Source organism: Sphingomonas xanthus (assembly GCF_007998985.1).
Lineage (GTDB): Bacteria > Pseudomonadota > Alphaproteobacteria > Sphingomonadales > Sphingomonadaceae > Sphingomicrobium > Sphingomicrobium xanthum.
Genome location: NZ_CP041659.1, coordinates 94070 through 120711, shown reverse-complemented (window position 1 = coordinate 120711; position 26642 = coordinate 94070). Strand labels below are relative to the sequence as shown.

At 63.3% G+C, this 26642-nt stretch carries 24 protein-coding genes, 2 tRNA genes and 1 other RNA gene; 14 read left to right on the top strand and 13 right to left on the bottom strand.

Features of this window, described 5'->3' with window-relative positions:
* The first annotated feature begins 14 nt into the window (after nucleotides 1–14).
* Nucleotides 15–109: signal recognition particle sRNA small type (ffs, locus tag FMM02_RS00575), an RNA gene on the top strand.
* 9 nt (nucleotides 110–118) lie between these two features.
* Here the strand turns inward: ffs and FMM02_RS00570 are convergent.
* Genes FMM02_RS00570 through FMM02_RS00560 form a run of 3 tightly spaced genes read right to left on the bottom strand, consistent with a single transcriptional unit; the run spans nucleotide 119 to nucleotide 2630 of the window.
* Entirely contained in the window at nucleotides 119–451 is a 333-nt protein-coding gene (locus FMM02_RS00570; protein ID WP_147493048.1) for a 2Fe-2S iron-sulfur cluster-binding protein, read from the bottom strand.
* Complete coding sequence (locus tag FMM02_RS00565; RefSeq protein ID WP_147493047.1) at nucleotides 448–1560, bottom strand: cysteine desulfurase family protein; 1113 nt, start codon at nucleotides 1558–1560, stop codon at nucleotides 448–450. The genes FMM02_RS00570 and FMM02_RS00565 overlap by 4 nt, the downstream gene beginning before the upstream one ends.
* Nucleotides 1557–2630 carry a cysteine desulfurase family protein gene (locus FMM02_RS00560; RefSeq protein WP_147493046.1) on the bottom strand — a complete coding sequence of 358 codons (1074 nt, stop codon included), beginning with the start codon at nucleotides 2628–2630 and terminating at the stop codon, nucleotides 1557–1559. Before FMM02_RS00560 ends, FMM02_RS00565 begins: the two co-directional genes overlap by 4 nt.
* Nucleotides 2631–2743: 113 nt before the next feature.
* On the opposite strand from FMM02_RS00560, the gene FMM02_RS00555 reads away from it, so the two are divergent.
* Nucleotides 2744–3400: an alpha/beta hydrolase gene (locus FMM02_RS00555; protein ID WP_147493045.1), complete on the top strand. Its 657-nt coding sequence runs from the start codon at nucleotides 2744–2746 to the stop codon at nucleotides 3398–3400.
* 1 nt (nucleotide 3401) lies between these two features.
* On the opposite strand, the gene FMM02_RS11120 is transcribed toward FMM02_RS00555, so the two are convergent.
* Nucleotides 3402–3569 carry a hypothetical protein gene (locus FMM02_RS11120; RefSeq protein WP_187107795.1) on the bottom strand — a complete coding sequence of 56 codons (168 nt, stop codon included), beginning with the start codon at nucleotides 3567–3569 and terminating at the stop codon, nucleotides 3402–3404.
* 39 nt (nucleotides 3570–3608) lie between these two features.
* On the opposite strand from FMM02_RS11120, the gene FMM02_RS00550 reads away from it, so the two are divergent.
* Nucleotides 3609–3875, top strand: a complete 267-nt coding sequence (locus tag FMM02_RS00550; RefSeq protein ID WP_147493044.1) for a hypothetical protein — start codon at nucleotides 3609–3611, stop codon at nucleotides 3873–3875.
* On the opposite strand, the gene FMM02_RS00545 is transcribed toward FMM02_RS00550, so the two are convergent.
* On the bottom strand, nucleotides 3872–4831 hold the full coding sequence (locus FMM02_RS00545) for a threonine ammonia-lyase (protein WP_246104786.1): 960 nt from the start codon (nucleotides 4829–4831) through the stop codon (nucleotides 3872–3874). The two genes, FMM02_RS00550 and FMM02_RS00545, sit on opposite strands and share 4 nt — an antisense overlap.
* A gap of 178 nt (nucleotides 4832–5009) precedes the next feature.
* Between FMM02_RS00545 and FMM02_RS00540 the strand changes: the two genes are divergently transcribed.
* The 4 genes from FMM02_RS00540 to FMM02_RS00525 all read left to right on the top strand — a co-directional run bounded on the left by FMM02_RS00540 (nucleotide 5010) and on the right by FMM02_RS00525 (nucleotide 8346).
* A complete protein-coding gene (locus FMM02_RS00540; protein WP_147493042.1) occupies nucleotides 5010–6197 on the top strand; it encodes a type III PLP-dependent enzyme in 1188 nt (395 codons plus the stop codon).
* Between the two features lie 96 nt (nucleotides 6198–6293).
* Complete coding sequence (locus FMM02_RS00535) at nucleotides 6294–7379, top strand: 1,9-bis(guanidino)-5-aza-nonane synthase (protein WP_147493041.1); 1086 nt, start codon at nucleotides 6294–6296, stop codon at nucleotides 7377–7379.
* Between the two features lie 72 nt (nucleotides 7380–7451).
* Entirely contained in the window at nucleotides 7452–7901 is a 450-nt protein-coding gene (locus FMM02_RS00530; protein ID WP_147493040.1) for an MAPEG family protein, read from the top strand.
* A 4-nt stretch (nucleotides 7902–7905) separates the two neighbouring features.
* Complete coding sequence (locus FMM02_RS00525) at nucleotides 7906–8346, top strand: MAPEG family protein (protein WP_147493039.1); 441 nt, start codon at nucleotides 7906–7908, stop codon at nucleotides 8344–8346.
* On the opposite strand, the gene FMM02_RS00520 is transcribed toward FMM02_RS00525, so the two are convergent.
* From FMM02_RS00520 to FMM02_RS00500, 5 genes are all read right to left on the bottom strand, one after another.
* Entirely contained in the window at nucleotides 8336–9520 is a 1185-nt protein-coding gene (locus FMM02_RS00520) for a class I SAM-dependent RNA methyltransferase (protein ID WP_147493038.1), read from the bottom strand. The genes FMM02_RS00525 and FMM02_RS00520 overlap by 11 nt on opposite strands.
* Complete coding sequence (locus FMM02_RS00515) at nucleotides 9517–10863, bottom strand: NAD(P)H-hydrate dehydratase (protein ID WP_147493037.1); 1347 nt, start codon at nucleotides 10861–10863, stop codon at nucleotides 9517–9519. The genes FMM02_RS00520 and FMM02_RS00515 overlap by 4 nt, the downstream gene beginning before the upstream one ends.
* Before the next feature lie 9 nt (nucleotides 10864–10872).
* The gene (locus FMM02_RS00510) at nucleotides 10873–11679 is read right to left on the bottom strand and encodes a 4-(cytidine 5'-diphospho)-2-C-methyl-D-erythritol kinase (RefSeq protein WP_425473690.1); all 807 of its coding nucleotides are present in this window, start codon (nucleotides 11677–11679) and stop codon (nucleotides 10873–10875) included.
* Nucleotides 11676–13202: a tetratricopeptide repeat protein gene (locus FMM02_RS00505; RefSeq protein ID WP_147493035.1), complete on the bottom strand. Its 1527-nt coding sequence runs from the start codon at nucleotides 13200–13202 to the stop codon at nucleotides 11676–11678. Before FMM02_RS00505 ends, FMM02_RS00510 begins: the two co-directional genes overlap by 4 nt.
* A 94-nt stretch (nucleotides 13203–13296) precedes the next feature.
* The gene (locus tag FMM02_RS00500; RefSeq protein WP_147493034.1) at nucleotides 13297–14943 is read right to left on the bottom strand and encodes an electron transfer flavoprotein-ubiquinone oxidoreductase; all 1647 of its coding nucleotides are present in this window, start codon (nucleotides 14941–14943) and stop codon (nucleotides 13297–13299) included.
* Nucleotides 14944–15068: 125 nt separating this feature from the next.
* Between FMM02_RS00500 and FMM02_RS00495 the strand changes: the two genes are divergently transcribed.
* The 6 genes from FMM02_RS00495 to FMM02_RS00470 all read left to right on the top strand — a co-directional run bounded on the left by FMM02_RS00495 (nucleotide 15069) and on the right by FMM02_RS00470 (nucleotide 20479).
* Nucleotides 15069–15785 carry a uracil-DNA glycosylase gene (locus FMM02_RS00495; protein ID WP_147493033.1) on the top strand — a complete coding sequence of 239 codons (717 nt, stop codon included), beginning with the start codon at nucleotides 15069–15071 and terminating at the stop codon, nucleotides 15783–15785.
* Nucleotides 15785–17518: a lytic transglycosylase domain-containing protein gene (locus FMM02_RS00490; protein ID WP_187107794.1), complete on the top strand. Its 1734-nt coding sequence runs from the start codon at nucleotides 15785–15787 to the stop codon at nucleotides 17516–17518. Before FMM02_RS00495 ends, FMM02_RS00490 begins: the two co-directional genes overlap by 1 nt.
* Before the next feature lie 49 nt (nucleotides 17519–17567).
* Nucleotides 17568–18638 carry a PA0069 family radical SAM protein gene (locus FMM02_RS00485; RefSeq protein ID WP_147493031.1) on the top strand — a complete coding sequence of 357 codons (1071 nt, stop codon included), beginning with the start codon at nucleotides 17568–17570 and terminating at the stop codon, nucleotides 18636–18638.
* Between the two features lie 55 nt (nucleotides 18639–18693).
* Complete coding sequence (locus FMM02_RS00480) at nucleotides 18694–20073, top strand: M28 family peptidase (protein ID WP_147493030.1); 1380 nt, start codon at nucleotides 18694–18696, stop codon at nucleotides 20071–20073.
* A gap of 29 nt (nucleotides 20074–20102) precedes the next feature.
* A complete protein-coding gene (locus FMM02_RS00475) occupies nucleotides 20103–20360 on the top strand; it encodes a hypothetical protein (protein ID WP_147493029.1) in 258 nt (85 codons plus the stop codon).
* Between the two features lie 42 nt (nucleotides 20361–20402).
* Nucleotides 20403–20479: transfer RNA gene (locus tag FMM02_RS00470), tRNA-Pro, on the top strand.
* Nucleotides 20480–20513: 34 nt separating this feature from the next.
* Here the strand turns inward: FMM02_RS00470 and FMM02_RS00465 are convergent.
* From FMM02_RS00465 to FMM02_RS00455, 3 genes are all read right to left on the bottom strand, one after another.
* Nucleotides 20514–20590, bottom strand: a tRNA-Ile gene (locus FMM02_RS00465).
* Nucleotides 20591–20635: 45 nt separating this feature from the next.
* A complete protein-coding gene (locus FMM02_RS00460) occupies nucleotides 20636–22180 on the bottom strand; it encodes a sensor histidine kinase (protein WP_147493028.1) in 1545 nt (514 codons plus the stop codon).
* A 163-nt stretch (nucleotides 22181–22343) separates the two neighbouring features.
* Nucleotides 22344–23591, bottom strand: coding sequence for a tetratricopeptide repeat protein (locus tag FMM02_RS00455; RefSeq protein WP_147493027.1), 1248 nt, complete (start codon nucleotides 23589–23591; stop codon nucleotides 22344–22346).
* 287 nt (nucleotides 23592–23878) lie between these two features.
* Here FMM02_RS00455 and gyrA point away from each other — a divergent pair, with 287 nt between their 5' ends.
* Nucleotides 23879–26641, top strand: a complete 2763-nt coding sequence (gene gyrA, locus FMM02_RS00450) for a DNA gyrase subunit A (protein ID WP_147493026.1) — start codon at nucleotides 23879–23881, stop codon at nucleotides 26639–26641.
* Nucleotide 26642: the final 1 nt, after the last annotated feature.

Below are 26642 nucleotides of genomic sequence, written 5' to 3'. Positions count from 1 at the left end.
GCTCCCATATGGCCCGCGGAAGTCGGCGGACGGCGCTGTCGCCAACCTGGTCAGATCCGGAAGGAAGCAGCCACAACGATTTCGTGCCGGGTCGTCGGCTTCCACCTCCCCCAAATCCTCAACGATCGAGATTATAGGCTCCGCCCGGCATCTGCACGGTGAGCGAACCGAGATCTTCGGTCAGGTTGATCTGGCACGCGAGCCGCGATGTCGGTCTCACGGCCCAGGCGAAGTCGAGCAGGTCGTCCTCCTCCTCACTGGCGGCTGGCAACCGGTCGAAATCTTCCTTCCCGATGACGACATGGCAGGTTGAGCAAGCCATCTGACCCTCGCACGCACCTTCGAGCGGCTGACCCTGTGCCTGTGCGAGGTCGAGAAGGTTGGTTCCCTCTTCGGCCTCGACTTCGCGATCAAGCGAGCCGTCGGGCTTCAAAAAGCGAACACGGATCATTGGGACAACTCCCACTGGCCCAGGGCGGCCTGCGCGATGCGGCGGCAAGCGGAGGCCAGCTCCTCTTCACCGGTGTAACGGCCGAACCCCAACCTGATCGAACTGCGGGCATCGCCATTGGAAAGGCCGATCTCCCGCAACACATGGCTTGGCCGGCCCGACCCGCTAGCGCAGGCAGAGCCCAGCGAAAAAGCGACATTGCGCAAGTCGGAAAGCAGGCGAGCAGCATCGAGCTGGTCCCGCCGCACGTTGAGATTGCCGGGATAACGGCGTTCGCGGCTGCCGTTTACTATCCAGCCTTCCCCCAGCGTTACCAGTGCAAGTTGAGACAGTTTCTGAACATGGATCCAATCTGCCTCGCGGCGCTCGACTGCCAGGCGGGCGGCCTCGCCCATCCCGACGCACAATGCCGGCGAGAGCGTCCCTGACCGAAGGCCCAGTTCCTGCCCGCCCCCATGGATCAACGCAGCCGGTTCAGCGCCTTCCCGCATCCACAAGGCGCCAACCCCCTTGGGGCCGTGGATCTTATGGCCCGAAACGGCCACGAGGTCGGGTCCCTCCGGAATTGCCATGCGGCCGAACCCTTGCACGGCATCGCAAAGCGTAAGCGCGCCCGCCTTGCGCGCGAGTGCGGCGATGTGAGCGACCGGTTGGATGACCCCGATCTCGTTATTGACCAGCATGGCCGCAACCAGGGCGGTGCGCTCGTCGATGGCCGCGGCTGCCTGCTCCAGATCGACCAGGCCGTCTGCGCCAACCGGCAGGCGTACGACCTCGACCCCCTGCCCCTCGAGCCATTCTGCCGTGTCGAGCACCGCGGCATGTTCGGTCGCGATCGTGACCAGCTTGCGGCGGGGCGAGCGTTCGAAGGTGCCCTTGATCGCCCAGTTGATTGCCTCGGTGGCCCCGGACGTGAAACTGACTTTCCCACCCATCAGCCCAAGGGCTTCACTTACCCGGCGTCTCGCGATCTCGATCGCCGCCGCCGCTTCCCGGCCCCAGGTTGATGGGCTGTGCGGGTTGGCGAATTTCTCCTCGTTCCACGGCCGCATGACTGCAGCCACTTCGGGCGCAATGGGGGTAGTGGCCTGATAATCGAGGTAGATCATGCGGCGCGCTGGCGGCCCGCAATCCGGCGCCATTCGGCCAGGAATGCGTCGATTTCCTCTTCCTTGGTGAACGGGCCGAAGCTCACGCGAAGGAAGGATTGGGCGACCTCGGCGGGTACCCCCATCGCCAACAGGACTGCACTGTCTTTCATCTTGCCTGACGAGCAGGCGCTGCCGGCGGACACGGCAATCCCGGCAAGGTCAAACTGAACCAGCAGCGAGGCGCTGGAGGCGCCCGGCATGGCGACCGCGCCAATCGTCGGGATGCGGGGCGCGGTATCGGCAACAATCACCCCGCCGCAGGCTCGAACGCCAGCATCGAGCCGATCTCGCAGCGTCTTGAGCCGCTCCATGTCATAGGGTCTTGCGGCCACTGCCGCGGCAAAGGCCATGGCGCTCGGCGCGTCCTGCGTCCCTCGACGATAACCCTTTTCCTGGCCGCCAACCGGCTCCAGCGTCGCCAGGTCCTTGACCAGCAACGCGCCGACCCCCGGAGGCCCGCCGAGCTTATGGGCCGACAGCGCGATGAAATCGGCGTCGGGCAGAGGCAATTTGGATGCGCTCTGGGCGCAGTCGGCTAGCAGCAGCGACCCAGCTTCGCGGATTATCGTGCCGATCCGATCGAGCGGCTGGATCACGCCGGTCTCATTATTGACCTGTTGGATCGCGACCAGTGCCGGCCCTTCGGCCAGCGCCTCAGCCAGCGCCTTCTCGTCGATCAAACCTTTTTTATCGACGCCGATCGACCGTGACGTCGGGCCCATCGCGTGGGGAACGATCGCATGCTCGGTAGCCCCGTGGAGGCGCCGCGAGACCCGGGCCCGCGCGGCGGCCATTTCGATCGATTCGCTCGCGCCGCTGGTGAAGATGACGTCATGACGCCAGCCGAGAACCTCCGCCAAACTGCTCCTTGCTTCTTCGAGCAAGGCGCGCGAGGCCCTCCCTTCGCCATGGGGCGAGCTGGGATTTGCCCAATGATCGAAACCGCGCTGGATCGCCGCGCGCGCTTCGGGCAGCACTGCCGTTGTCGCGGCATGATCGAGAAAGATGCGGGATAGTGGGGCTTTCATGGAAGCGTCGGAATCCTGCCGTTGCCAGAGAATGCGCCAGCCCTATATAGAAGCCGCCGCTGCGGTGCATCCCTTCCGCGGCCTTTCAGTTCAATCCCTCCAAGCGAGCGCCCATGCCCGAAGTGATTTTTCCCGGTCCCGAAGGACGTCTTGAGGGACGATTCAGCCCTGGTCCACGACCCCGCGCGCCGGTCGCGCTGATCCTGCATAGCCATCCGCAGGCCGGCGGGACGATGAACAACAAGATCGTCCAGCTGCTCTACAAGGATTTCGTTCGTCGCGGTTTCGCCGTGCTGCGCTTCAATTTCCGCGGCGTTGGCAAGAGCCAGGGCACTTTCGACAATGGCATCGGCGAACTGTCGGATGCGGCCAGCGCGCTCGATTGGGTCCAGCAGATTCACCCGGAAGCCGAGGTGACCTGGGTTGCCGGGGTCAGCTTTGGTGCCTGGATCGGCATGCAGCTCTTGATGCGCCGTCCCGAAATCCGGGGCTTCATCTCGATCGCTCCGCCCGCGAACATGTATGATTTCAGCTTTCTTGCACCCTGCCCCGCATCGGGCATCATCATCCAGGGTGAAGCTGACGAAGTCGTGACGCCCGGTGCGACCCAGAAGCTTGTCGATAAGCTGCGGACCCAGCGGCATATCACGATCGCGCACGACACTATCCCGGGCGCCAATCACTTCTTCGCCAATGAGCTCGATCTGCTGATGAAGAGCGTCGACGACTATCTCGATTTTCGCCTCGACCCCAGCTGCCCCATTCGCTGAGCTAGATCGTCCAGATCAGAACGTTGGCAATGAAGATGACGCCGCAGGCGATCATCAACAGGCCGCGCTGACGCTGTTCAGGTTTCAGCGCGAGCCTCGTACCGAACACCAGTAACAGTGCGGCTGCGATCATCGTCAGTGATAGCGCTGCGGCTGCAATCGTACCCAATTTCCCCGCCTTTCATGCCTTTTTAACTTCCATCGCCCCATGGTTGGCGCCATGCGCGATGTCCAGCAGCAACAGGCCCGCCTCGACGAGGCGTTCAATCGGATCGAAGAGACGATCTTGCCGTGCATCGCGATGATGCTCGATACGCTTCTCGATGCCTCTGCCAACCTGTCCGAGCTGGATCCAAAGGCCCTGATCGCAGAGTTGCAGACCTTGGCCGCCGAGCTTGAGGAACTGACCCGCGCAGTCGAACGAAACTCCCCGGCCTATCTCGAGCCGGGCGAATATCGCGTCGCCCACAGCTAGCCGACGATTTCCGCGTGCAACGCGGGGTCGATATTGCCGCCGGACAGGATCACCACCGTTTCGGGAACGATGTCGGCTTTTTGTGCGAGTACCGCCGCTAACGCCGCTGCTCCGCCAGGCTCCACGACGAGGCGATGCTCCTGCCAGGCCCAGCGCACCGCGTCCCGAACCTCCGCCTCGCTGACGGCCAGCCCATGGGCCTCCCGTGACTTGAGAATGGCGAAGGTCATCGGAGATACGCGGCGCGTCTGCAACGCATCACAAAGTGTGGCACGCGCGTTAGGCTCGACCGGCACGATGGCGCCGCTCTCTAGCGATCGGCGCATGTCGTCCCAGCCTTCTGGCTCTACCGGGATGATCCTGGCCGCCGGGCAAGCCAGCGCGACCCCTGCCGACAAGCCACCTCCGCCGCAATTGACCAGGATCTGACCTGGTCCATCCTCAGCAAATTCGCGCAGCTGCTCCCCAATCTCGACCCCCACGGTCCCTTGTCCCGCAATAATGAACGGATCATCGAAGCTTGGGACGACGGTTGCCCCCTTCTCAGCCGCCAATTGAGCTGCAATTTCTTCCCGGCTTTCTCTCAAGCGATCGTAGAAAATGACATTGGCACCGTTGTCCCTTGTCCCTTGCACTTTCAGCGCCGGAGCATCGGCGGGCATGACGATCGTCGCTGCAATGCCAAGCCGGCGGGCTGCGATCGCGACGCCCTGGGCGTGGTTTCCCGAGGAAAAGGCGACGACGCCGCGGGCTCGTTGCTCCGGATCTAGGTGCATCAGCCGGTTGGTTGCCCCGCGCAGCTTGAACGATCCCCCGGTCTGCTGGGACTCGCATTTCAACCACAAATCCTGACCGCGAATCCGCGTTTTTATCAGCGGCGTGCGCTCGACCTGCCCCTTGATACGATCAGCAGCTTCAAGGACATCATCGCGCGTGATTTGGGGATCGTCGTCCAACCCTTTGTACTCCTTCAGAATTCGTCGAGCCGTGTATCGACGGGGATCAATGCGCAGACAGGTTGTGGAAAATTCTTTACAAGGGGATACCCCAACCATATATCGCGCCCCCGCTGCCCCATGGGACTTCCAACCGCAAGGCAGCTTTCTGTCGAACTACCGTTGGAGGTCCCTTGAATTGTTCAAGCACCATAGCGCGCTGGGGCTAGCTACCGCCCTCCGACCGGTTCAGCCGGTCACGCTCCTCCGTCCGCATGCCGCATCGCGCGCCGCCCGCTTCTTTGCAGAGAAGTTTCCGGGCCGGTCGCTCTATGCGGTCAAGGCCAATCCCTCGCCGGACCTGCTTCAGGTCCTGTGGGACGCGGGCATCAGCCATTACGACGTCGCTTCGCTTGGCGAAGTGCGCCTGGTCGCGGAAACGCTTCCTGAGGCGACCTTGTGCTTCATGCACCCGGTCAAGGCCGAGGAAGCGATTGCCGAAGCCTATTTCAGCCATGGCGTGCGAACCTTCAGCCTCGACACGATCGAGGAGCTTGAGAAGATCCAGCGCGCAACCCGCAATGCCGCGGACCTCAACCTGCTCGTGCGGCTGCGCGTTTCGTCGGACCACAGCAAGCTCAGCTTGGCATCGAAGTTCGGGGCCCAGCCGTCCGAAGTGAAGGCGTTGCTGATGGCTGCACGCCAGGCCGCTGACGCGCTCGGCATCTGCTTCCATGTCGGCAGCCAGGCCATGAGCCCTGCGGCCTATGGCGAGGCCATGTCCCGGGTCCGCGACGCGATCGTCGAGGCGGCAGTGACGGTCGACATCGTCGACGTGGGCGGCGGTTTCCCAAGTTGGTATCCGGGTATGGAGCCGCCGGCGCTCGAGACCTATTTCGAGATCATCCACAATGCCTTCGAGGCGCTGCCGATCAGCTATTCGGCGGAATTGTGGTGCGAGCCGGGCCGTGCGCTGTGCGCCGAATATGCCAGCGTCCTGGTCCGCGTCGAAAAGCGTCGCGGCAGCGAGCTCTATATCAACGACGGTGCTTATGGCGCCCTGTTCGACGCCGCGCACATCGGTTGGCGTTATCCGGTGAGCCTGGTGCGCGATGAGGCTTCGGATGCCCGCGAAATGGCATTCAGCTTTTACGGGCCGACCTGTGATGACCTTGACCATATGGCGGGGCCGTTCATGTTGCCTGCCGACGTCCAGGCTGGCGATTATATCGAAGTCGGGATGCTTGGCGCCTATGGCTGCGCGATGCGGACCGGGTTCAACGGCTTCGGGATCGAGGATCGCGTGATCGTTGAAGACGAACCAATGGCCTCGCTCTATACCGATATTCCGGAACGCAAGCGGGCCACGAACGTCATCACGCTGTAGCGTTTTTCAGACTTGATCATGGGTTGCGTCCATCGGCGGGCGCTCCCGCCACTTCTTCGCCCGGCACCGACCGAGGCGCGAGCATTGGAGAATTGAATGACCACCGACACCCTCAACAAGGTCCAGGACACCGAAGCGCTGGTGAACGACACCCGCAAGGCGAAACTTCTGTCGACCGAGGTTGAGCACATCGACATCACCTCGTTCGATGCCCGCCCGATCATCGACGCAATGGGCAAGATGAGCTTTACCAGCCGCGACACCGCGCGGGCTGCCGATCTCTACAACCAGATGCTGAGCGATCCCGAATGTTCGGTGATCCTCGTCGTTGCCGGCTCGACCTCGGCCGGCGGCTGTATGGATCTTTATACCGAGCTGGTGAAGAACAACATGGTCGACGCCATTGTCGCCACCGGTGCGACCATCGTCGACATGGATTTCTTCGAGGCGCTTGGGCACAAGCATTACCAGGCCCTGGAAATTCCCGACGACGACACGCTGCGCTCGCTCTACATCGACCGCATCTACGATACCTATATCGACGAGGTCGCGCTCCAGGATTGCGACCATACTATCGGCCAGATCGCCGACAGCCTGGAGCCGCGCCCTTATTCGAGCCGCGAGTTCATCAAGGAAATGGGCAAGTGGCTGGCCGACGGCAATGCCAAGAAGACCAACAGCCTCGTTCAGACCGCCTATGAGCATGACGTGCCGATCTTCTGCCCGGCATTCGTCGACAGCTCCGCCGGCTTCGGTCTCGTCAAGCACCAGGTCGACGCGATGAAGCGCGGCGGGCATTACATGGTGCTCGACGCTATCGCCGACTTCCGTGAACTGACGGACATCAAGATCAAGGCCGGCACGACCGGCCTGTTGATGATCGGTGGCGGCGTGCCGAAGAACTTCACCCAGGACACCGTCGTTTGTGCTGAAATCCTTGGCCATGACGATGTCGAAGTGCACAAATACGCAATCCAGATCACGGTCGCTGACGTGCGTGACGGCGCCTGCTCCTCCTCCACACTCCAGGAGGCGGCATCGTGGGGCAAGGTTTCAACCGCGCTTGAGCAAATGGTGTTTGCAGAGGCAACCTCGGTGCTGCCGCTGATCGCCAGCGACGCCTATCACCGCGGCGCCTGGAAAAATCGCGATAAGCGCCGCTTCGCGAAACTGTTCGCCTAAGCCACAACGCGCACTTGTTTCGCACCCGTTTCTGACGCAACCTCCCCCGGCATCCGACTGGGGGAGGTCGTCATGAATTATAGCCCGCTGCTCGTTCCAATCGTCGCTCTCGTCCTTTGGACGCTGGTCATCATGGCCTGGATGGCCGTCACCCGCTTTTCCGCCTTCAAACAGATGGGCATTTCCCTCGGGAACGTGCCGCCGGGATCGCGCGGGGCCTCCCTTGAAGGCAAGGCCCCTGACCAGGCGATGTGGAAGTCCCACAATTACACGCACCTGCTCGAACAGCCGACGCTATTTTATGCCATCACGCTGACCTTGGCGATGATCGGCATGGACTCGCCACTGAACGTCTGGCTGGCCTGGGGCTATGTCATCCTGCGGATCATCCATAGCCTCATCCAATGCACGGTGAATGTCGTGCGCTACCGTTTCCTGATGTTCCTGCTCTCGTCGGCCTGCCTGATCGCGCTGACGGTCTGCGCCGCGCTGACCGTCGTCCACGATATGCTGGGCGGCTAGTCCGATGGAGGCCGCAACTGTCCTCGGCCCGGTCGTGGTCCTCGTCGCCTGGACGATGGTTATGTTCCTGTGGCTTTATGTCACGCGCCTCCCCGCAATGCGACGCGCTGGCATCGATCTTAAGGGCCTTGTAGGCGGGCGCGGTCAGAACCTGGACGGCGTCCTCGATGAGAAGATCCAGTGGAAGGCGCATAATTATAATCATTTGATGGAACAGCCGACGCTGTTCTACGCCGTTGCCCTGGCGCTTGCACTGCTTGGCGATAACGATTCCACCACTGCGGCTTTTGCATGGGCCTATGTCGGCCTTCGGATAGCGCACAGCCTCGTCCAGGCAACCATCAATATCGTGATGATCCGCTTCGCACTGTTCGCACTGAGTTCGGGATGCCTTATCCTGCTGACGATCCGCCTGCTGGCCATCGCGCTTCGCGCTAGCGGCTGAACGCGGCGACCAGTTCGACGTGGGTGGACCAGCGGAACTGACCGACCGGGCGCACCCACTCCAGCCGATAACCGCCGCCGACCAGCAGCGCCGCATCGCGCGCGAATGTCGAGGGGTTGCAGCTGACATAGGCGATCCTGGCAACTGACGATGCCGCAAGCTCACGGATCTGCTCCTGGGCACCCGCACGGGGCGGATCGAGCAGCACTGCGTCGACTCCCGCCAGTTCCGCCCGGTCCAGGGGCCGCCTGTAGAGATCGCGATGCTGGACCTCGAGCACGCGCCCTGCCCTTGCCGCGGCGGTCTTAAGCGACAGCACGGCCTCCCTCGACGCTTCGGCGGCGATCGCCGTTTCCGGGATGCCCAAGGCGAACGTCCCCAGGCCAGCGAAGAGATCGGCGACCCTGGCCACGCCTCCCACCGCCTCCAGTGCTCCGCCCAACAAAGCTGCTTCCCCGTCTGCGGTTGCCTGCAGGAAGGCGCCAACCGGGAGGGCGACCGGGATGCCGCCCAAATCCACCGTGACCGGTCGCGGCTCGTAACGCGGTTCGGCCCCGAGGCCCTCGTCGATGCTGAGCCGGGCCAGCCGCTGCGCTTCGCTGAACGCCGCCACTGCCTCGACCGCGTCCAGCCCCTCGACCTCGACACCCTTTAGCAAGAGGTCGACGCCTTGATCGGCCAGCGTCATCTGGACTTCCGCCGTACGACGCTGCGGCAGGAAGCGGCCGAGGAGGACCCGCAGCGGAGCGAGCAGCGCAAACAGGCGGGGCTCGAGGATGTGACACTCCTGCATGTCGACAATGCGGTTGCTGCCAGCTTCATTGAAACCGATCAGCACCCTTCCGCCTGCCTTCAATGCCCTCAGCGTCGCCCGGCGGCGGCTTCGCGGCGGGGAAATATGAGCCGCATGAAGTTCGGCCTCCAGGCCGTGCTGGGCCAAGGCACCGGCAATTCGAGAGGTGCAATAGTCGGCGTAGGCGGTGTCAGTCAGGTGCTGGAGCTGACAGCCTCCGCAAGCCGGGAAATGGCGGCATGGCGGCAGCTGATGCCCCGGCCCACGCTGCAATGTTCCATCATCGAGCAGCAGGTCGCCCGGCACGGCAAAGGCGACATGACTGCCGTCAGCGGTCACGCCATCGCCGCGTGCCGCGATCCGGACTATCTCCCGGCTCATCGAAGGATCGCGGAAATGGCGCTGAGCAGGTCGTCGGCGATCATCGCCGAGCCCGCCCGCTCCGCGGCCCGCCCATGCAGCCAGACGCCCGCGCAAGCGGCGTCAAATGCGGTCATTCCTCGCGCCCGTAGCGCGGCGATGATCCCCGCAAGCACATCACCGCTACCTGCCGTTGCCAGCCAAGGTGGTGCAGGCGGTGCAAAACCCATGCGTCCGTCCGGCGCCGCTACCAACGTGTCGGGTCCTTTGAGAACGACGACGGCTTGCGATCGTTGCGAGGCCGCGGAGGCACGCTCGGCCTTGCTTCCCCCCAAATTCCCAAACAGTTTTTCGAACTCACCCTCATGCGGTGTCAGGATGACGTCATGGCCGTGGAGCCGCTCGGGCTCGCCGATCTGGCCGATGCCATCGGCATCGATGACGATCGGCCTGGGCGCAGTCAGCGCTAGCGTCAGGACCTGTGGTACCTGGCCAAGACCGGGGCCCACCAGAATACAACCAATTCGCTCATCCTGCAGCTCGGCGGTACCGGTCTGGACAATTGAAGCCGGGATCCCGGCAATAGGTCGCGAAGTCGAAATACGGACATAGCCGGCGCCAGCCCGCGCTGCCGCTGTCGCCGCCAGGGAAATTGCGCCGGGCATCTCGCCTGCGAGGCAATGGACCAAACCGCGGTCGTATTTGTGGCCACAAGGATTGAGGGGCGGCAAGGCCGGCTCGCCAATCTCGAACCAGGCCGACGTGCCGCCAATGCCGATATCGGCCAGTACGACCCGGCCCATGCGTTCCATCGCCGGCATCAGCCGATGCGCGGGCTTTAATGCACCGAATGTTACCGTCAGGTCATAGATTCCGGTCTCTGACAGCATACGCCCGTCGTCGCTCGCCACCCCGCTCGGAAGGTCACAGGCGACGGCAATCAATGCTTGGCCAACGAGGCTAGCTAATCTAGTCGAAACAGACGGTTGCAGCTCACGGTCGAGACCAGTTCCGAAGAGACAGTCGATAACTATGGGTGCTGCATCGGCGTGCTGAAAATCTTCTACTGGCCCGTCCCACTGCGCCCGGGCCCAGCGAGCGGCCTTAGACGATGGTTCAGCAAGTGTGGCGACGCGTACCGGATATCCAAAAAGCGCCAGGTGCCGGGCCGCGACATAGCCATCACCGCCGTTATTGCCGGGGCCGCACAGCACCAGCGTGTCGCGCGGACCGATGAATTGGCGGACTGCCTCAGCGAGCGCCCGCCCGGCCCGTTCCATCAACAAAGTCTCTTCTGTGCCGGCGTCGATGGCGCGCCTTTCAACGGCACGCATGTCGGCAGCAGTCAGGATCGGGCGGTTCATCCGCCGCCCCTAGCGCAACAGGCTTGCCATATGCCACCACTTCGAAGGGCATTGCCCGGCCGCCGCAGCGCTCTGCTCTTCAGTTGCGAACAGGGCGAAACAGGTTGTCCCACTGCCCGACATGCGCACCAATTCGGCGCCTTCGCGGCCTTCAAGCCAATCGAGAACCTCGCGGATTTCGGGCTCGAGGCTGACCGCCGCAGGCTGCAGATCGTTTCGGCCCTGCTGCCACTTTTCGAGCGGACCGCGATCTATACCGTCCCATGCCCCGAAAACCGAAGCGGTTGACAGTCCGTGCATCGGATTGACCAACAAGACCGGTCTGCCGCTGATCAGCGGGTCGGTAATCAGTGCGAGCCGGTCGCCTGCTCCCTCGCCCCTGGCGGTCATGCTTAGAAGACAGGCCGGAACATCTGCGCCGAGGTCCGGCGCAACCTCGCTCGCCCGCGCCGGATCCAACCGCCACATGCGGGTCAGCAGCCGGAGCGTCGCCGCGGCATCGGCTGATCCCCCGCCGATCCCCGAAGCAACCGGCAAACGCTTGTCGAGGAACAGCGCAGCGCCTCGCGTATCGGCCGTTTGACCGCGCAGCGCTTCGGCAGCGCGAAGGACAAGATTGCCTTCAACCTCGAGGCCTTCGGCGAATGGACCGGATATTTGGAGCGATAGCGTGTCGGCGGGTTCGGCGTGAACAATGTCGCCGTCGGTGCAGAAGGCGAACAGCGTTTCAAGTGCGTGGCGGCCATCAGGCAGCTTGCCGCGGACGTGGAGCGCGAGGTTGAGCTTAGCCGGCGCCGGCTCGGAAAGGCGCATCAGGGCGCGGCGTTGGCCGAATTGAGGCCGGTTTCGAGCTTTTGTTCGATCCGGTTCTTGGCCTTTTCTTCCGCCGTGAGGAGGGCCGCAGACCAGGAGAAACGGGCCTCGATCCGGCGTCCGGACGCGAACAGCGCGTCGCCCAGATGCTCATGGATTTCCCATTGGGTGGGATCGCCCGCCGCAGCCTGCCTCAGCGTGTCGATCGCTTCCGCCAACCGGCCTCGCTTGTAAAGCGCCCAACCCAGCGAATCCGTGATCGAGGCGTCATCCGGCCGCAGTGCGCTTGCCTTGCGGATCATTGCTTCGGCCTGGTCCAGGTCCTCGCCACGCTCCAGCTTTCCATAGCCAAGGAAATTGAGAAGCAGGGGATTTTCCGGTTCCAGCGCCATCGCGCGGCGAAGCACGGCCTTGGCTTCGTCCCACCGTCCTGCCTGCTCTAGGCTGGCTGCCTGGAGGAGATATAGCGACCATTCGGCCTTCCCCTCGGCGGTCCGGGAAATCGCCTGCTGATAGGCTGCAGCGGCCTCCGCATGGCGTTCCATGTCTCCCAACACATTGGCCAGGCGGCGATAGGAATGCGCGCCTGCCCCCGGCAGCCTCGCCGCGGCCTGCGCTTGCGCCAGCGCCGCAGATGAGCGGCCTTCATCGGCGAGGATGCGCGCTTCGACGTCCAGTGCCTCGCCAGCAAGCAGATCGTCATCCCTGATGCTGTCCAGTGACGCCAGCGCCTCGGCGGAATTTCCGGCAGATTCCTGCAACAGAGCCAGCAAAATTGTCGCTTCGCTGTTGGTGGGATCGGCGTGGCGGGCCACCTGGACCAGCGAGATCGGCAATGCCTTGTTCTCATCGCGGCTAAGATCGACGGCAAGCGCCACCAGCATCTCGGCATAGCCTTCTGCTGGCGTATCGATGGCCGCCCGCAATGGCTGGCCGGCCTCCACGCGGGCACGGGCAAGACTGAGTGCTTCGTCGTCAGCGGCGAGCATGGTCATTGCCTCACTGCGCTTACCGGCTTTGAGCAGGGCGTCAGCGAAGGCAAGTCGCAGGCGGGTTTCGCGGCCGCCACCCTTGGAAACGACCGAGTTCGCGATTGGCAAGGCCTCCTCAACCCGTCCGAGCGCGAACAGCATGGCGGCGCGCTGCTCGTCGGCGATCGGCTCCAACGCGCTCCCTTCGGGTAATTTCGCCAGCGAATTGGCACCGTCGGCCTTGCGGCGCGATGTCGCCTCCCAGGCCCTCATCAGCGGCGCGAACAGCGAGGCTTCGGTCGAGGTCGTCCCCTTTTCCAGCTGCGCGGCCGCCTTTTTGACTTGGCCCTTACGTGCCAAGTCTGCCGCCAGCATCAGCCGGGCATCGATCGGCAATTCGTCGAGCGGGAGATTCCGGGCGATCGACACTGCAAGATCGGCCTGGCCCGACTGGATTGCGGTTCCAATCGCCTTGCGGGCGATCGTCCTGTCACCGGGGTCGGATTGCGCGATTGCCGCGAACAATCGGGCCGATCGGGCTTCATCGCCGCTCATTTCGACTGCCCGGGCCTCGACATAGGCACGCAGCGGTGTGTTTCCTGCCGCGGGCGCGGCCAGGATGCCCAGGATAAGAGCGGGAAGCAGGCGATTACATGTTGGGATAGTTAGGTCCTCCGCCACCCTCGGGCACGACCCAGTTGATGTTCTGGGTCGGGTCCTTGATGTCGCATGTCTTGCAATGGACGCAGTTTTGCGCGTTGATCTGAAGCCGGGGTGAACCGCCCTCCTCGACAATTTCATAAACGCCCGCCGGACAATAACGCTGCTCCGGCGCGTCATAGAGCGCCAGGTTTACGTCGATCGGCACCGACGCATCCTTCAACGTCAGGTGGATCGGCTGGTCTTCCTCATGATTGGTATTGGAAAGGAATACCGAGGAAAGGCGGTCGAAGGTCAGCGTGCCGTCCGGTTTGGGGTAAGCGATCGGCTGGTAGTCCTGCTTGCGGCCAATCTGCTCATGGTCGGCGTGGTGGCGAAGCGTCCAGGGCGTCCGTAGCTTCAGCCAGTTGAGCCACATGTCGAGCCCCGCGAACATGGTGCCGATCGTGCCGCCCCAGCGCGCCACCGCGGGCTGGGCATTGCGGACAATCTTCAACTCCTCGGCAATCCAGCTCGACCGCAGCGCCGGCTCATAGCTGTCGAGCACGTCGTTGCGCCGATCCTTCGACAGCGCCGCGAAGGCCGCTTCGGCGGCAAGCATACCTGACTTCATGGCCGTGTGGCTGCCCTTGATCCGCGGCACATTGACGAAGCCCGCCGCGCATCCGATCAGCGCGCCGCCTGGGAAGGCGAGCGTCGGGATTGCCTGCCAGCCTCCCTCGTTGATCGCTCGAGCGCCATAGGACACCCGCTTGCCTCCCTCGATTTCGGCGCGGATGGCCGGATGGGTCTTCCAGCGCTGGAATTCCTCGAACGGCGACAAGTAGGGATTTTTATAGTCGAGCGCGACGACGAAGCCGAGTGCGACCTGACCGTTCGCCTGGTGATAAAGAAAGCCGCCGCCCCATGCATCGTCGAGCGGCCAACCTTGCGTATGGACTACGCGTCCTGGCTGATGTTTATCCGCAGGAACGTCCCACAACTCCTTGAGTCCTAACCCATACACCTGCGGTCCGCTATCCTTGCGAAGATCGAAGATCCGGGTCAGTTCCTTGGTCAGGTGACCCCGCGCGCCTTCCGCCAGGAAGGTGTAGCGCGCATGGAGTTCCATTCCTGGCTGATAGTCGGGACGGTGCGTTCCGTCGCGTGCAACGCCCATGTCCCCGGTCGCCACTCCCTTGACCGAACCATCCTCGTTGAACAGCACTTCGGCGGCCGCGAAGCCCGGAAAAATCTCGACGCCCAGAGCTTCGGCCTGCCCCGCCAGCCAGCGGGTCACATTGCCGAGGCTGGCGGTATATTTGCCGTCATTGTGCATGAAGGGCGGCATCAGCCAGGTCGGCATCGACCATTTGCCCGTCCTGGTGAGGACCCAGTGGAGGTTTTCGGAGACCGGGACCGTCAGGGGGCTATCCCTGTCCGCCCAGTCGGGGATCAGCTCGTCGATCGCCCTAGGGTCGATCACCGCCCCGGACAGAATGTGCGCGCCCACCTCGCCGCCCTTTTCCAGCACGCAGACCGAAACGTCGCGACCATGTTCCTGCGAAAGCTGCTTCAAGCGGATCGCCGCGGCCAGCCCGGCAACGCCGGCGCCGACGATAACGACATCATATTCCATCGATTCGCGGCTGCTCATGCCTTGTCCTTGCCCTTTCGTGCCGTCGCTGGAGTGCGATTTTCCGTCGCGCGTTGCAGACCGGCCATCCTCACAGCCCTGCCAATTCCTTGACCGCGCCGTCAACCATCGACGACAGAAGGCCCATGGGTCGGGAAATGCAAGAGAACGACGGCCAAATCGGCCGCGATTCGGCCGCCAGCCTGATTGGCTGGTGGATCGAGGCGGGCGTCGATTGCCCGGCGATGGATATGCCGCGGGGCTGGTTGAAAGGCGAAGAGCCGCGGCCGACCGCGCTTGCCGGTCCAGACGAGACCCCAGCCGCGCCGCCAGCCACCCTTGAAGAATTCCAGGCGTGGGTCGGTAGCGCTCAAGGACTGCCGATGGATCGTCCCGGGGCGGTCAGGGTCCTTCCCCGTGGAAAGGCCAGCGCACCTATCATGTTGATGGGCGACCTGCCGTCGGCGGACGAAGCGGCAGACGGCCAGCCCATCGGAGGCCAGGCATGGCAGTTGGGCCAAAAAATGCTGCAGGCGATCGGCGTGGCGCCAAGTGAAGCTTACCTCGCGTCCTTGTCCTGCTTCCACTCGCCAGGAGCGCGGTTCAATGGCGACCTTGAAGCATGCGGCAAGATGGCGCGCGAGCATATAAGGCTGGCGAAGCCTGAAAGACTGGTACTTTTCGGCGATGCGCCTGCCCGCGCCCTCCTTGGCGAACCGCTTCCACGCGCTCGCGGGAAAATTCACAAGGTCGAGGGGGTCAGGACGATCGCCACCTTTCACCCCCGATGGCTGCTGCAGCGTCCCTCCGACAAGGCCTTGGCCTGGCGGGACTTGCTGCTGCTGATGGAAAAGGACGACTGATGCGCGGCGTGATTGCCTTGTTAATGCTGACTGCGGCTTATTCCGCGATGGCCCAGGAATCTACGCTCGCCGAGGATCCCCTAGCGCCGGTCGATGAAAATGACACGCCGACACCGGTGACCACCTCACCGACGCCGCCGCCGCAGCCTGTAATCGTGAAGCCACTGGTCATACCAAAGAACTGGCGCGAGGTGTTTGCCGCCATCAGGGCCTCGGACTGGCCCAGCGCCCAAGCGGGGATCGCGACGCTGCCTGATGGTCTCCTGAAGCCTGTCGCCCAGGCCGAATTGTTCACCGCTCGCAATTCGCCGCGCGTCGAACTGGAAGCGGTTGTCTCGCTTCTCGCCCGCGCGCCTGACCTTCCCAAGGCCAGCCAGTTGCAGCGGATTGCCCTGGCACGCGGTGCAACCTCCGTACCCACTATTCCGCGGGAAGCGCGGATGGTCCCGCTGGGGAGTGCGCCGCGCCGCCAACGTGCAAGACCGATCGAGGGAGAGCCCGCGGCAGTGCAGCTGCGAACCGCCCTGCAACCATTCGTCGACGCCAATTCGCCGGTTGAGGCGGAGGCGCTGTTCCAGCAGGCCCTGCCGACCCTGTCCTACGAAGCCCGGGCCGAGGCCGCCCAGCGGGTAGCCTGGATCTATTATGTGACTGGGCAGGACGAGCATGCCCGGCGTGTTGCCCAAGCCGGGATTCCCGGTGCGGTGGGGGTTTGGGCGACGCAGGCGCATTGGGTCGCGGGACTGGCGTCATGGCGTCTCGACGATTGCAACAGCGCCGCAATGCATTTCCGCGCCGTCGCCTCCGGGCAGGCGGAAAGCGAACTCAACGCTGCCGGCGCCTATTGGGCATCGCGCGCCGAAATCGCCTGTCGCCGCCCGCAGGCCGCGGAGGGCCTGCTGAAGCTCGCCGCGCGTTCGCCGGAAAGCTTTTACGGGCTTGTTGCGCGCGAAACGCTAGGCATGGACAAACGCCTCCCGGAATTGCCCAACACCGCCTTCGAACGGATCGAACGGCTGCCCAACATCCAGCGGGCGCTCCAACTGATCGAGATCGGGGAATATAACCTGGCGGAGGAGCATATCCGCCACCAGGCGCGGATCGGCAGCCCCGCCGATCACCCGGCGCTGATTTCCTTGTCCCGGCGGCTCGACTTCGCCGGAGCGCAATATTGGCTGGCCCATAATGGTCCCAGCGGCAGCCGGGTGCCCGCCGCAGCGCGCTATCCGCTGCCGCGCTGGACACCGCAGCGCGGTTGGCGAATCGATCCCGCCCTCGCCTATGCCCATGCCCGGCAGGAAAGCGATTTCCGTATCGGTGCAATCAGTTCAGCGGGTGCCGTCGGCCTGATGCAGGTCCGGCCCGGCACTGCCGGGGATTTCGCGCGGGCGCGCGGCGAGACGGTTGGTGACCTGCGCTATCCACCCACCAACCTCGAATATGGCCAGAGCTTCATCGAGATGATGCGCCGCAACCCGATAACGCAGGGGCAGTTGCTCAAGGTCATGGCGGCCTACAACGCCGGCCCGGTTCCGGTGTCCCGATGGAATTACATTAACGACAAGGGCGATCCCCTGCTCTGGATCGAAAGCCTGCCCTATTGGGAAACGCGCTATTATATTCCTGCAGTCCTGCGGAATTTCTGGGTCAACCAAGGCCTTCAGAACGACGGGACTCCGACCCTGACCGCAATCGCCGAACATCGTTGGCCGGACTTTCCGACCCGCCGCTAGGACATTTTTCGTTCTTGTTATGTTCTGGGGATGGAAGTAAGCAGCTTGCATGGCTGTTGAGTCGATTCACGGGCGCGGTGCCCCTGCAAATAATACTTCGACCCGCTTCAACCTGAAGGAACGCGTGGTCGAGGGCGACTGGCTCGACAGCGTCGAGCAGCTCGACGGGGTGATGAAGAGGCGCACGACGGTAACGGTTGAGCGGCCCAAGACCATCCTTACGCGCAACAGTTCCCCCGACATTGGTTTCGACCGGTCCGTCAATCCATATCGCGGCTGCGAGCATGGCTGCATCTATTGCTTCGCAAGGCCAACCCACGCTTATCATGACCTGTCGCCCGGCGTGGATTTCGAAAGCCGGTTATTCGCCAAGCCTGACGCCGCCAAGCTGCTTCATGCGACATTGTCCCGCCCGGGGTACGAAGTCGCGCCGATTGCGCTGGGGACCAATACCGACCCCTACCAGCCGATCGAGGAGGAATGGCGGATCACCCGCTCGATCCTCGAGCTACTCCTTGAAACCAAGCATCCCTTCACGATTACCACCAAGTCCAACCGGGTGCTGCGCGATCTCGACGTGATCGCCGCGGCGGCAAGGATGGGGCTTGCGGCGGTCGCGATTTCGATCACCTCGCTGGATCCCAAGGTTCACACCACGCTGGAGCCTCGCGCCCCTGCCCCGCGCAAACGGCTCGCCGCGGTGAAGGCATTGATTGACGCCGGTGTGCCCACTGTGGTCGCCATCGCCCCGGTTGTTCCGCAAATCACCGACCATGAAATCGAAGCGATTGTCGCCGCTGCGGCCGAGGCAGGTGCGCGCGGCGCATTCTGGTTGCCGGTTCGCTTGCCGCACGAAGTGGCGCCGCTGTTCCGGCAATGGCTCGACCGCCATTATCCCGAACGCGCAGCCAAGGTGATGGCGACGATCCAGGCGCTGCGCGGCGGGCGCGACAACGACCCCAGTTTCTTCACCCGGATGCGCGGCCAGGGACCGTGGGCTGACCTCATCCGGACCCGGTTTGAGATCGCCAGCCGCCGCCATGGCCTGGCTCCAGCCAAATTTCCCCTTCGCCGAGACCGGTTTGAACCGCCACAAGGCGACCAATTACGACTCCTGTAGGCAAATTTCGACGAACGGCGGTGACAGGATCGGGATCGGCGGCTAGCCAGCAATCATGGTTCGTCGCTTTGCTGCAGCAGCGCTGCTCGTCTCCGCCTCCCCTCTTCTTGCTCAGGCCATGCCGCCGCCGGACAAGGTCGCCCAGCTGCGCGATGCCGCACATGAGGGGGATCAATATGCCTGGGAAATTACCGAGGGGCTTACCACAGAAGTCGGACCGCGCCTTGCCGGAACTGAAGCCGAAGAGAGAGCCCGCAACTGGGCCGTCGCCAAGCTTCGCCAGATGGGTTTTGCCAATGTGCGCGTCGAATCCTTTGACATGCCGGTGTGGACACGGGGCAACGAAAGCGCGGAGATCCTTGCTCCTTTCCCTCAGCCCATGGTGGTTACCGCGCTCGGTAATAGCGCCTCGACCGGTCCGGGCGGCGTAACCGGGGAGATCGTCGCTTTCGATAGCGTCGACGCACTGCAGGCCGCGCCCGATCAGGCAGTGAAAGGCAAGATCGTCTTTGTCGACCACCGGATGCCCGCCACCCAGGACGGCTCCAGCTACGGTCAATTTGGCGCCCCCCGCCGGCAGGCACCGACCATCGCATCCCTGAAAGGTGCAATCGCCATCGTCATCCGGTCGATCGGGACCGATCATCACCGCAATCCACATACCGGAGCCATGAGTTTTGCCGACGGCGCTGCCCCGATCCCCGCGGGCGCGCTCACCCTTCCGGACGCCGAGCAGCTCAACCGCATTCTTAAGCGCGGCCGCCCGGTGAAGATGAAGCTGGTGCTCGAAAGCCAGCAACTCGGCAATCGAGCGTCGGGCAACGTCATCGCCGAGGTCCCGGGACAGGATCCCTCGCTGCCTCCCATCCTGGTCAGCTGCCACCTCGACAGTTGGGACCAGGGAACGGGTGCAATCGACGATGCGGCGGGATGCGGGATCGCCACGGCTGCTGCCAAGCGGATCATGGACGCCGGGCGACCGCTCCGGACGATCAGGATCGTCTGGTTTGGCGCCGAGGAAGTCGGGCTGCTGGGCGGGTTCGCTTATCGGGCCAAGCACGGGAAAGAGCCGCATTATGCGCTGATTGAAAGTGATTTCGGTGCGGACCGGATCTGGAAGGTCGACAGCAAACTGGGTGAAGGCCGCCGCGCCGAGGCGGTTGCGATCGGCAAGGCTCTGGCTCCGCTCGGCATCGTGACCGGTTCATTCGAGCGCGCTGGCGGATCGGACATCGGCCCCATGTTGGCCGACGGCCTGCCCGGCGTTGGCCTCAACCAGGATGGCACACGCTATTTCGACATTCACCACACGCCGGATGATACGCTCGACAAGGTCGACCCGGCCCAGCTGCGGCAGAACGTCGCCGCCTGGACCGCGGTGGTGGCAATCCTCAGCGGAGGCATCGAGGAGCCAAAAGCCCGCAAAACGCGTTGACCCCGACATCAACACCCTGCGGAGGAATCATGCGCGCACTCTTTGTCCTTCCCATCCTTGCCCTTGCCGCCTGCCAGGTCACCAAGGACGACGCCAACGACAGCGTTACGGTCGAATATAACCAGGATGTCGCGGAAAATGCCGCTGCTGACGCGGCGGCTACCGCCGAAAATATCGCGGGTACGGTCGCCAATGATGTCGAGCAGGCCAGCGAAAAAGCCGAGAACAAGGCCGAAAATCTGGATGTTCGCCTGGATGTCTCGACCGACGGCAATAGCTCGAATTAGCCTTTCCCCTGGCACGATGCGCTGCTAGGCGGCCTCGCAAGTCGGGGAGTGGCGCAGCCTGGTAGCGCGTCTGCTTTGGGAGCAGAGGGTCGCAGGTTCGAATCCTGTCTCCCCGACCATCTTCTGGTTCGGTCGCCGTTGATCGAGGGCGATTGGTGGGCCCGGCAGGACTCGAACCCGCAACCAAGCCGTTATGAGCGGCCAGCTCTAACCAATTGAGCTACAGGCCCCACCCGCGATGCTGCCGATAGCGGCGGGACGCCTTGCTGTGCAAGTCAGCTTTGAGACAGCGGTATAAGCAATTGCAGTTGGTCGGCGCCGACCGACAACTCCCCTCTCGCAAGCCGGGCCAGACCCCTTACGAGCCGAAGCTCGAAGCCTACCCCCAGAAGCGTGCTGCTCGTGTCACCTTGAATGGCAAACGAGGGATCAAGCAATTGCGCCTCGCTACAGCCTGCGAGCGAAACGGGCCGGCTGGCCGTAACCGCGATATTCTTCGTGGAACGGGCAAGATTGACCCGAACCGGGGCGTCCTCGCCCGCTGCAATAGACAAGGCCTTCAAGTACCGCGCGAGCAATTTGCCGACCAGTTGCTGGTCTGCCTCCACGATTGCCGAGCCTGCCGGCGGCTGTACCTCGATCCGAACGCGCCCTTCGGCAGATAGCTCGGCGACCAGTTCTTGCACCAACTCGCCGATATTTACGATTGATGGAGCGGTGTCGCCGCGCTGGACCCGGGCTGCGAGGTCGAGGTCTTCGATTGCTGACAGTAGCAGCCGCGCCTGCTCGACGATTTCCGCAGCCCGTGTGCGGTAGGTGCGATGGGCAGGGCCGAGATATTGGCCGTCGATGATCTCCGCAAAGCCGATAATCGCGTTGAGAGGCGTCTTGATCTCGTGGATCGTCTCGCGCAGCGCTTCGGCATCGGGCGTAATCATTGCCGGCACCGGCGGACGGTTTACGCCACTATCGCCCTCGTCTCGCCGCGCGACGCCCCGATAGCCTAGGAAGCGCCCGTCGACAGGTGAAAAGGCCGGCACACCACTCAGCTTCCAGTCACCGGCCAATGCCGGTGCGGGAAAATGCAGCGGTGCGTCGTCGAACGGCAGACGGTCGGCAAAGGCGCGCGCAAGCGCCGGGCCCGCGCCCTCGTCCGCCGGAAGGCTGCGCCCGATCAAGGCGCCGCGCGGCGCACCGTCCACCCATCCGATCTGCCCGGACGCATCGCATTCCCAGCGAAATAGCCGTGCCGCCCTGATCGGCATTTCCGCCGGGCGTTCTTGGACCGTCATGCCGTGGGCGGCGCCGGGGTCATCACGGCGATGCTTAAGCCGTTCGATCCGCGCCACCATTTCGCCAATCGACGGGGTTTCTACCTCGCGGATTTCTGTTTCGGCTGGGGCCGCCGCTTCTTCGTCGGCTATCGGAACGGCGTGGCTGACCTCACCCCTTATCGTCCTGATGAATGCCGCCACTTCCGGACTGGCTGCTTGGCAGACAAGCGCCCAGTCTTCACCTTCAAGCGGTGCGGCCGCGAGCAGCGGCGCGGCGACTTCCAGCCGGTCAGATGCGAAAATTGCCAGCAAGCGAGGATCTGACGCACGACCGGCAATGCTGCGCGCGGTCGCTGCACGGGTCGCGCGAGCAACGCCTTTCATCCCTGTTCTAACCATGGTCAGGGCTGCATCGAGCAATGCCGGATCAGTTTCGTCATGCGGCCGAGAGAGCAGGTCGACGAGTTGACGCCAGCGCACGGTGCGGTCGTGCGCGTCCGCGACCGGCTGGGTCATAACCGTCTTCAGGCGATCATCGAAACGCACGCTTGTGCCCCAGCCTCCTCAACGGAAAAATTCCGTCGCGCGTCCGACATGCGGGCGGCAGCCCTTCCGCGACAGTAGGTGGAGATTAACCATCCCAGATCGGGACAAAAAAAGGGACGCCGGACCGACCGGCCCGACGCCCCCTGTTTTGTCGGTTGTACGTTTATGCGCCAGCCGCGATGTACGCGAGCCACAGCTTGGCGATTTCGGCCTGGGAACCTCCAACCGCGTTAAGCGCGGCGGTAGCTCCGGCCTTGTCGCCTGAACGGGCAAGCGCCATTCCGAGGCGCAGGTTGGCGACGTCCTTGTCGACATCCGACTTGGTCAGGGCGTTACGATACATGTCGACCGCCTGCTGATAGTCGCCATAGCCGTAATAGGCATCGCCAGTCGTCATCGACGCGCGTGCGCTAGCAGCTGCCTTGGCCTTGGCGGCACTGGCGCCCAGCGAGGCTCGATCACCCTGCGACCGGCTGGTCGCCAGCGTGTAAAGCTGGCTGAACGTCTGGCTCGACTTGTCGATCGCCTTGGACGCGAAACCCTCATCGAGCACGGCCTTGGCCTCGCCCGCATAGCCCTTCACCACCAAGGTGTTGGCAAAGCGGAAATAGTCATTCTCGCCCTTCAACGAGCCCGTCGCGCGGCTGAGGCGCATCGTATCGATCAGCGCGGCATCGTCGAGCTTGCTGGTCGTCTGATAAATGCGGATGGCGTCGCGCCAGTTGGTCGCGCTCGGATAAGCCGCGACCCATTCGCGCGCCATCGCGGGCGTGGACGGAGAATTGGCATTGAAAGAGAGCTGGACCGCCCGCTTGTACCAGTTTTCATCCGGCTTTTGCCCGGCCGCTTTCTTCAGCGCGATGGCCTTCTGGACCAAGGCGACGGCCTCTGCGCCCTTGCCTTGGCTGCTGCGGACTTCGGCGAGCGTGGTGATCGCGTCCACATTGTCGGGATTGGCCTGGATAACAGGTTCAAGTGCCGCTGCAGCCTGATCATAGGCTTTGGCATTGTAATGGATCTTGCCGAGACTGACCCGAAGGCTGTTTGCATCGGACGCGGGCAGGACGTCCAGGCCGACCAGGGTCTGCAGCTGCTCAGCCATTGCCGCTTCATTCTTTGCGGCGATCGCCGCTTTGAGCTGAAGCTGTGCGATCAGATATTGATCGTCCTTCGTCTTTGCCTTGGCCTTGGCGGCCTGCGCAAGCGCCGCAATATTGGCGGTGTCGTTCGCGTTTACCGCGGTCTGGAGCGCAACAATCTCTTTGCGAGCGCCGCTAGAAACCTTGGGCTGATAGCCGGCGGCCTGGGGCGATGCCTTGGCCGATTCCGCAGTCTGGGCGACAGCAGGAGCTGCCACGAATACGCTTCCGGCAGCAAGCAACATCGCCAGCTTGTTAGGGGTCAATTTCATTCCGGTCTCCTGTTGCGCCAAAGCCTGTCAGGGCGGCGGCGGCTTTCGTGATCTAATCTGCCGTGACGGCCATAGACGTCTGGCTTAAAAGGGGAAAGTACCAATGGTGCCCCGCCCCTGAACTCCAATTGAACCGTCGGATCTCCTCGCGTGCGCGTACGTGTATCGCGTGCGCGGGGGTGGCGCTCTTGTCCATGATCCGCTAGCAGCCACATGGGGGAAGACGTAGCCGGTCAACCGGCGATTCTCCGCGTATTACCAATCAACGACAAACGACAGGACTTGCCTTGGCAACCCAGCCTCCCGCCGACGACCATCAGCACGGCGATATTGCCCCCATCTCCATCGTCGAGGAGATGAAGACCAGCTATCTCGATTATGCCATGTCGGTCATCGTCAGCCGAGCGCTGCCGGATGTCCGCGACGGCCTAAAGCCGGTCCACCGCCGGATCCTGTTTGCTTGCCAGGAGGCCGGCTATGTTGCCGGCCGGCCCTACCGCAAATCCAGCCGCATCGTCGGTGACGTCATGGGTAAGTATCACCCGCACGGCGACAGCGCGATCTATGACGCGCTGGCCCGGATGACGCAGGATTGGTCGATGCGCGTGCCGCTCGTCGACGGCCAGGGCAATTTCGGCTCGATGGATCCGGACCCGCCCGCGGCAATGCGTTACACCGAAGCGCGGCTGGCCAAGGTCAGCAATTTCCTGCTGGGCGATATCGACAAGGACACGGTCGATTTCCAGCCTAACTACGACGCCAGCGAGCGTGAGCCCCAGGTCCTACCTGCCCGTTTCCCCAACCTGCTGGTCAATGGCGCGGGCGGGATCGCGGTGGGCATGGCCACCAACATTCCCCCGCACAATCTTGGCGAAGTCATTGCCGCCTGCCGCGCCTACATCGAAAATCCGGCGGTTACGTCCGAAGATTTGATGGAATATGTGAAGGGGCCGGACTTTCCGACCGGCGCCTTCATCCTCGGCACTTCGGGCATTCGCTCTGCCTATACTACGGGGCGCGGCTCGATCCTGATGCGCAGCCGGGCACATGTCGAGGAAGGTCGCGGCGATCGCCGTTCGATTGTTCTCACTGAAATCCCTTACCAGGTCGGCAAGTCGGGCCTGGTCGAGAAGATCGCCGAGGCCGCCAAGGAAAAGCGGATCGAGGGCGTCTCCGACATTCGCGACGAATCCAACCGCGAAGGCGTGCGGATTGTTATCGACCTTAAGCGCGACGCAACCCCTGACGTCGTGCTCAACCAGCTCTGGCGCCACACACCGGCCCAGTCGAGCTTCCCAGCGAACATGCTGGCGATCCGTGGCGGTCGCCCCGAAACGCTGGCGCTGCGCGACATCATAGAGAGCTTCGTCAAGTTCCGCGAAGAGGTAATTACTCGCCGGTCGAAGCATGAACTGCTCAAGGCGCGTGAACGGGCCCATTTGCTGCTCGGCCTGGTCGTCGCGGTCACCAATCTCGATGAGGTCGTCAAGCTCATCCGCGGCTCCTCGAGCCCCGCCGAAGCGCGCGAAAAATTGCTGTCACGCGAGTGGTCGGGCGACCAGATCCGTCCCTATATCCTGCTGGTCGAGGCGGTCGAGCCGCAGGCCGCGAGCGAGACCTATCGTCTTTCCGAAGCGCAAGTGAAGGCAATCCTGGAACTGCGCCTCCATCGCCTGACGGCACTCGGCCGGGACGAGATCGGTGAAGAGCTCGAAGGGCTTGCCAAGAGCATCGGCGAACTGCTTGAAATCCTGTCCAATCGCGCACGCCTGTACGAAGTGATGCGCGAGGAGCTCGACGCCGTCGAAGCCGAGTTCGCAACCCCGCGCAAGGCCGAGATCGCCCCCGCCGCCGACGGTATCGAAGATGAAGACCTGATCGAGCGCGAGGACATGGTCGTGACGGTGACCATGACCGGCTACATCAAGCGCACACCGCTCGCCCTGTTCCGGGAACAGAAGCGCGGCGGCAAGGGCCGCTCGGGGATGAGCACCAAGAATGAGGACGTGGTTACCGAACTGTTCGTAACCTCGACCCATAACCCCGTGTTGTTCTTCACGAATGTCGGCCGGGTCTATCGCATGAAGGTGTGGCGCCTGCCGGAAGGCGGGCCGACCGCCAAGGGCCGGCCGATGGTCAACATCCTGCCGCTTGCGGAAGGTGAGACGGTCACTACCGTCCTGCCCTTGCCGCAGGACGAAGCCGAGTGGAATGACCTGCACATCATGTTCGCGACCGCGCGCGGCACTGTTCGCCGCAATTCGATGGACGCATTCACCAACATTCCCACCGCCGGCAAGATTGCGATGAAGTTCGGCAACAGTGACGAGGGCGAAGAAGAGGACAGCCTCGATCGGATCATCGGCGTCAAGCTACTGACCGAAGAGGACGATGTCCTGCTCGCGACCCGCCAGGGCAAGGCGATCCGCTTCTTGTCGACCGACGTCCGCGAATTCCAGAGCCGCGCCTCGATGGGCGTGCGCGGAATCCGGCTGGCCGAGGGCGACGAAGTCATATCGATGTCGATCCTGCGCCGGGCCGGCACGAGCCAAGAAGAGCGTGAGGCATATCTGAAAGCACCGCGCTGGCGCGAGAATGAGGGTTGCAGCGGGCTCAGCGCCGAACGTTACGCCGAGATCGCCGACAAGGAGCAATTCCTGCTGACCATCACCGAAAACGGCTATGGCAAGCGCAGTTCCACTTACGAATATCGCCGGACCAACCGCGGCGGACAGGGGATCATCAACATCGTCACGTCGGAACGCAATGGCGGCGTCGTGGCCAGTTTCCCCGTAACTCCTGGCGAATCGCTGATGCTAGTTACAGACCAGGGCAAGATGATCCGGACTACTGTCGGCGACATCCGTATTACCGGCCGCAACACCCAGGGCGTCACCATCTTCAATGTCGCGAACAAGGAGAAGGTCGTATCCGTAGCGCGCATCGATGAGAGCGACGAGGAAGAGGTCGAACTCAACGGCGGTGATGAAATTGCACCGGAAACCGGTGCGACGGTCGGAGAGGATTTGGCGTCCGGAAACGACGTCTGAC

Bases quoted from the DNA above. Each gene is read 5' to 3' on its own strand.
- FMM02_RS00505 (WP_147493035.1), bottom strand. From the start codon at position 13,202: ATGAGCGGCGATGAAGCCCGATCGGCCCGATTGTTCGCGGCAATCGCG.
- FMM02_RS00565 (WP_147493047.1), bottom strand. From the start codon at position 1,560: ATGATCTACCTCGATTATCAGGCCACTACCCCCATTGCGCCCGAAGTG.
- FMM02_RS00515 (WP_147493037.1), bottom strand. From the start codon at position 10,863: ATGAACCGCCCGATCCTGACTGCTGCCGACATGCGTGCCGTTGAAAGG.
- FMM02_RS00570 (WP_147493048.1), bottom strand. From the start codon at position 451: ATGATCCGTGTTCGCTTTTTGAAGCCCGACGGCTCGCTTGATCGCGAA.
- FMM02_RS00555 (WP_147493045.1), top strand. From the start codon at position 2,744: ATGCCCGAAGTGATTTTTCCCGGTCCCGAAGGACGTCTTGAGGGACGA.
- FMM02_RS00455 (WP_147493027.1), bottom strand. From the start codon at position 23,591: ATGAAATTGACCCCTAACAAGCTGGCGATGTTGCTTGCTGCCGGAAGC.
- FMM02_RS00485 (WP_147493031.1), top strand. From the start codon at position 17,568: ATGGCTGTTGAGTCGATTCACGGGCGCGGTGCCCCTGCAAATAATACT.
- FMM02_RS00480 (WP_147493030.1), top strand. From the start codon at position 18,694: ATGGTTCGTCGCTTTGCTGCAGCAGCGCTGCTCGTCTCCGCCTCCCCT.
- FMM02_RS00500 (WP_147493034.1), bottom strand. From the start codon at position 14,943: ATGAGCAGCCGCGAATCGATGGAATATGATGTCGTTATCGTCGGCGCC.
- FMM02_RS00495 (WP_147493033.1), top strand. From the start codon at position 15,069: ATGGGTCGGGAAATGCAAGAGAACGACGGCCAAATCGGCCGCGATTCG.
- FMM02_RS00560 (WP_147493046.1), bottom strand. From the start codon at position 2,630: ATGAAAGCCCCACTATCCCGCATCTTTCTCGATCATGCCGCGACAACG.
- FMM02_RS00530 (WP_147493040.1), top strand. From the start codon at position 7,452: ATGAATTATAGCCCGCTGCTCGTTCCAATCGTCGCTCTCGTCCTTTGG.
- FMM02_RS00550 (WP_147493044.1), top strand. From the start codon at position 3,609: ATGGTTGGCGCCATGCGCGATGTCCAGCAGCAACAGGCCCGCCTCGAC.
- FMM02_RS00535 (WP_147493041.1), top strand. From the start codon at position 6,294: ATGACCACCGACACCCTCAACAAGGTCCAGGACACCGAAGCGCTGGTG.
- FMM02_RS00520 (WP_147493038.1), bottom strand. From the start codon at position 9,520: ATGAGCCGGGAGATAGTCCGGATCGCGGCACGCGGCGATGGCGTGACC.
- FMM02_RS00475 (WP_147493029.1), top strand. From the start codon at position 20,103: ATGCGCGCACTCTTTGTCCTTCCCATCCTTGCCCTTGCCGCCTGCCAG.
- FMM02_RS00525 (WP_147493039.1), top strand. From the start codon at position 7,906: ATGGAGGCCGCAACTGTCCTCGGCCCGGTCGTGGTCCTCGTCGCCTGG.
- FMM02_RS00490 (WP_187107794.1), top strand. From the start codon at position 15,785: ATGCGCGGCGTGATTGCCTTGTTAATGCTGACTGCGGCTTATTCCGCG.